The sequence below is a fragment of the Microcoleus sp. BROC3 genome (assembly GCF_036702515.1).
Lineage (GTDB): Bacteria > Cyanobacteriota > Cyanobacteriia > Cyanobacteriales > Microcoleaceae > Microcoleus.
Window position 1 is genome coordinate 1 of sequence record NZ_JAUBTQ010000130.1, and the last position, 4,340, is coordinate 4,340.

At 49.2% G+C, this 4,340-nt stretch carries 3 protein-coding genes and 1 pseudogene; 3 read left to right on the plus strand and 1 reads right to left on the minus strand.

The features are described from left to right. Positions 1 to 549 precede the first annotated feature (549 nt). Entirely contained in the window at positions 550 to 702 is a 153-nt protein-coding gene (locus tag QUB30_RS32955) for a hypothetical protein (RefSeq protein ID WP_333342438.1), read from the plus strand. Between the two features lie 94 nt (positions 703 to 796). After that, positions 797 to 916, plus strand: a pseudogene (locus QUB30_RS32960) (sulfotransferase); the annotation flags it as partial. Positions 917 to 1,112: 196 nt separating this feature from the next. Here QUB30_RS32960 and QUB30_RS32965 read toward each other — a convergent pair. Beyond that, positions 1,113 to 1,787 carry a Fe2+-dependent dioxygenase gene (locus QUB30_RS32965; RefSeq protein WP_333342441.1) on the minus strand — a complete coding sequence of 225 codons (675 nt, stop codon included), beginning with the start codon at positions 1,785 to 1,787 and terminating at the stop codon, positions 1,113 to 1,115. A gap of 36 nt (positions 1,788 to 1,823) precedes the next feature. Here QUB30_RS32965 and QUB30_RS32970 point away from each other — a divergent pair. Further along, positions 1,824 to 4,340, plus strand: a 2,517-nt coding sequence (locus QUB30_RS32970) for a DUF4347 domain-containing protein (protein WP_333342444.1), incomplete at its 3' end; no start/stop codon positions are given.

The following is a 4,340-nucleotide window of genomic DNA, read 5'->3' on the forward strand; positions in this document are numbered from 1 at the left end:
CAGTTAGAAATAAGTCAGAACAATAACAGCGCGCTGATTAAGTTGAAAGGAAGTGGAGAAGTAATTGCTTCGTTAACTGGAGTCAATGCCAGCTTAATTGCTGTTAACGATTTCCGAATTGTCTGATATCATGTCCGCTAAGAGAACCGTTATAAGTTTGTAGTAGCCACTAGATTGTTTGGCTGGGAATTGAGAATTGGACAAGTTCGATCGACCAAAAAACCTTCTTAGATCCCAGAATCCCGGGAGAAAACCCCCCAGCGCTTGGGTTGCGGGTGCGATCGCCAACTGATTTTGGTCAAAACTTCTCATAGGACATTTTTTTGCCCAAAGCAATGACCGAGGTCATCATTATTTGCGAAGATCGATCGCACTTTTCTCCAACTCGCGAGTCTATAATACAATACGCTTCAGTTAAAACTATTTATTCCTCGGAGATCCCCCTCGCATCCCCCTTAAGAAGGGGGACTTTGAGTAAGTTCTTGTCCCCCCCTTTTTAAGGGGGGCTAGGGGGGATCGCACTTTTCTCCAACTCGCGAGTTTATAATAATGAACGAAGGTGAGTGCCATCTACCGCCAGATAGATTTTGCAATAAACTCGGCGGTAATTCCGTAAAGTTATGCAACATCCAACTTAAAGCAGATACCGTCTCAGATGCTGGAGGCACTGTCTTGCCTCCAGAGATTATTGAAAGTCAATAGTGTGCAATGATACAGCAAGTAGCAACCGCAAAAGCGATCGCTTTCTTCTCTTCAAATGCAGACTATTTGCCCACCTTAAATATATTCCCACTGGATGCCCCAGAAAGCCCACTTCATCTCGGGATTGCCGCGTTCAGGCTCTACCTTACTAGCAGCCATCTTGCGACAAAACCCCCGGTTTCACGCCTCCATGACTAGCCCCGTGGGGGGTTTAATGGAGCGGCTGAAAACACAAGGGTTATATCAAGCGTGCAGCCAAGTTGAGTTTAAACCGAGAAAAACGATTTAACCTCCAGACTTGTTTGAGCGATTTAATGGCTTATCTTTTTGGGAAGAATCGAGTTATAGCAAAGCCAGTGTCATTGTCACAAAACTGAAATCAACGGGCAATTAAAACGGCACGGACAACTTTAAACCTCAGCCCACAGGCGTAATAAATTGGTAAAAGTTTTACAAAGCGAGTCAAATTCAGAAGTTTTTCCATGCTTTTCAAAAATGCTTTGCCGCGCCGTATCCAAATCAAGCAAAATCTCCCGGTGATGAGCATCGCGGATCAGGCTTTGCACCCAAGTAACTGCCGCCAACCTAACACCTTGCGTCACCATTTCCACGCGATGCAAAGATGTAGAAGGATAGACAACCAAAGCTCCGCAATCCAATTTTACAGCTTGCTCACCATGCGGACTTTCTATCAGCAACTCTCCTCCAGTGTAACTGGATGCTGGACTCAAGAACACTGTCACAGAAAGATCCGTCCGCATCATATAATTTTCACCAGCCATCAGGGCATTATCAATATGCGTTCCATACTTCATCCCCGGTTCATATTTACTAAAAATAGCAGGACGTATAATCTTTGGTCGCGTCGCCATTTGAAAAGGTTGAGCACGCCATAGAGCTTGTATTACAACTTTATTGAGTTCCTGCACCAGAGGAGAATCGGCTTTTAATTGCAGGTTATCCTTTACCGAGGATGCCCCCACACCCGCAGTAATTTTGCCATCAACAAACTCACCGTTTAGAAGTTGAGAAGTTACCCAGTTTAACTCTTCAGGACTTAGCACATCTCCGATACAAAAAATCATCTTTTTTTCTCACTTACTTAATTTCCCACTAAAATCATGACTGAATCAATGAATCTCGCAGCCAAGCAAATTATCATCGTCGATCCGACTGTACAAAATTACCATCAACTCGTCGCCGACATTCCCCCAGATACGCAAGTTGTGGTACTGGATGAAACCCGCGATGGCGTTGAGCAAATTACAGAAATACTGGCCGACACTTCTAATCTTAGCGCTGTGCATATTCTTTCACACGGCAGTCAGGGCAGTTTAAAACTTGGTGCAACCTACCTTAACAGCGAAAACTTAGAAAGCTACTCAAATTTATTGCAGCAATGGCAAGCAAATTTGAGTGAAAATGCTGACATTTTATTGTATGGCTGTAATGTCGCGGCTTCTCCCGACCTCATCCCTTTAAAAGGGGGGAAAGAAGACTCAGAACTCCCTTTTTTAAGGGAGGCAGGGGGGATCTATTTTATTCAAAAACTCAGTGAAATCACAGGGGCGGATATTGCCGCAAGTAACGACAAAACCGGGAGTACAAAATTAGGGGCAGATTGGGATTTAGAAATACAAACCTGCTGCATTGAAGCCACAAATCCCCTTAATGCTGAGGTAATGCAAAACTATGACTTTAGCTTGGCAACTTTTAATGTCGCCGTCGCCACCGATAACGGCACAGGGGCGACAGCTAACACCCTAAGCTGGGCAATTAATCAAGCAAATACCGCAGCCGGCGATGACATTATTACCCTGGCAAATAATGTCCGGTTTACCGCAGATCCCACCATCCCCATTGACAGCAATATTGTAATTAATGGGGGTGGGTTTAGCGTCAGTGGGGATGTCAATAATAACGGTACAAATGATAGCGGGGATGTTCGTCCCTTCTTTATCAAGTCTGGAGGTGTCACTTTATCTAACCTCACCATTACGGGGGGACGGGCGCAAGGCGGAAATGGCTCCGGTGGCGGTGGCGGGGCTGCCGGTATGGGGGGCGGACTGTTCATTTCTGACGGGACGGTGAGGCTGAATAATGTGAACTTCACGAACAACTCTGCCATCGGGGGGAATGGTAGTGTCGGTAGCGCTGGTGGCGGTGGTGGCACCGGCAGTAGCAGTACCAGTGGCACCGGTGGTAGTGGGGGTATCTTTGGTGGCAGCGGCGGCAACTTTGGCAGCGGCGGCGGTGACGGCGGCGGTGGCGGCGGCTTTTTTGGTGACGGCGGCTTTGGCGGCGGCGGCGGCAGCAACGGCATTGGCGGCTTTGGTGGCGGCGGCGGCGGCGGCAACGACGGCGGCGGCGGCGGCTTTGGTGGCGGCGGCGGCGGCGGCGAAGGCGACGGCGGCACTGGCGGCGGCGGTGGTGCTGGCTTTGGAGGTGCTGTCTTTATCCGCCAAGGCACTTTAACCCTCAACAACGCCATTTTTACTAGCAACTCAGCGACAGGTGGCACAGGTCCAATCGGAAACTCCGGTCAAGGCAAAGGTGGGGCAATTTTTGCCATGACTTCTTCCACCAACACCAATGGCAATAACCAGGGTATGCCAACTACCCTACCCACTGTCACCTCATGGGGAGCCACCTTCACCGGCAGCACTGCCGCCAACCAAGCTAATACTCCCACTGCCACCACCCCTACCAACGGTGTCGGCAATAACCAAGACAATAACGATGTTTACGGCACGATTCTTCCGAATACCGCCCCCGTTCTTGCCGATACCGTTGTCACCCTCAGTGCCATCTTAGAAGATGCAGTTGCACCCACAGGCGCTGTGGGGACACTCATTTCCTCTATTGCTGCCATCGGTACAGGGCAAAACAACATCACCGACCCCGACACTGGCGCAGTAGCAGGCATCGCCATCACCGGCGCCGACACGAATAACGGCAGTTGGTTCTACACCATAGATGGCGGTACTACTTGGAACCCCTTGGGTGCAGTCTTCAATACTAACGCTCGCTTACTTGCGGCCAATGCCAATACCCGCATTTACTTCCAACCAACCACTGCCAACTACAACGGCACCGTCACCAACGGCATCACCTTCCGCGCTTGGGATCAAACCAGTGGCACCAACGGCAGCACCGCTGACACCACTAAAAACGGCAGCATTTATGCCTTCAGCACTGCCACCGACACAGCCGCGATCACCGTTACCCCCGTCAACGACAAACCCAGCTTCACCAACTTAGGCAACCAAACCCTAACATCTTGGACAAACACAACTCAAACCGTCCCAAGTTGGGCAAATACCATTACTTTCGGCCCAACCGATGAAGCAACCACTCAAGCTGTTAAGAATTACACGGTTAACATTACCAGCGGTAGCAGCTTATTTACCACAGCACCAACTGTAGCAAATAATGGCACGCTCACCTACACTCCCAAAGGTCAACCGGGAACTGCCACGGTTGAAGTACAACTGCAAGATAACGGCGGCACGTTGAATGGTGGTGTTGATTTTTCGGACAAAGCTACTTTTAATATTACCATTCCAGCACCGAAAGTTAACCTCACTGCCAGCACAACTACTGCCAGCGAAGCCGGGAAAACTGCTATTACCTTTACC

Coding starts and splice junctions, on each gene's coding strand:
- QUB30_RS32965 (WP_333342441.1), bottom strand. CDS start 1,787: ATGATTTTTTGTATCGGAGATGTGCTAAGTCCTGAAGAGTTAAACTGG.
- QUB30_RS32955 (WP_333342438.1), top strand. CDS start 550: ATGAACGAAGGTGAGTGCCATCTACCGCCAGATAGATTTTGCAATAAA.